Annotated in this window: 1 protein-coding gene; it reads left to right on the forward strand. The window is 53.8% G+C overall.

The window, feature by feature from the left end; all coding sequences use genetic code 11:
* Positions 1–4: 4 nt before the first annotated feature.
* Positions 5–247 (forward strand): FAD-dependent oxidoreductase (locus FN960_RS24610; RefSeq protein ID WP_260682110.1); only part of this gene is annotated, 243 nt, incomplete at its 3' end.

The following is a 247-nucleotide window of genomic DNA, read 5'->3' on the forward strand; positions in this document are numbered from 1 at the left end:
GGAACTGGCTGCCAGCGCCACGCAGCGCAGATGTAAGGTGACAGTGATTGAACTGGCGGCAACCGTCATGGGCCGTAATGCACCACCGCCCGTGCAACGCTATCTTTTACAGCGCCACCAGCAGGCTGGTGTGCGCATTCTGCTCAATAATGCCATTGAACATGTGGTCGATGGTGAAAAAGTAGAACTGACGCTGCAAAGTGGGGAAACGCTTCAGGCTGATGTGGTGATTTACGGTATTGGTATC

It is taken from the genome of Alkalicoccobacillus porphyridii (assembly GCF_007293315.1).
GTDB lineage: Bacteria > Bacillota > Bacilli > Bacillales > Bacillaceae_D > Alkalicoccobacillus > Alkalicoccobacillus porphyridii.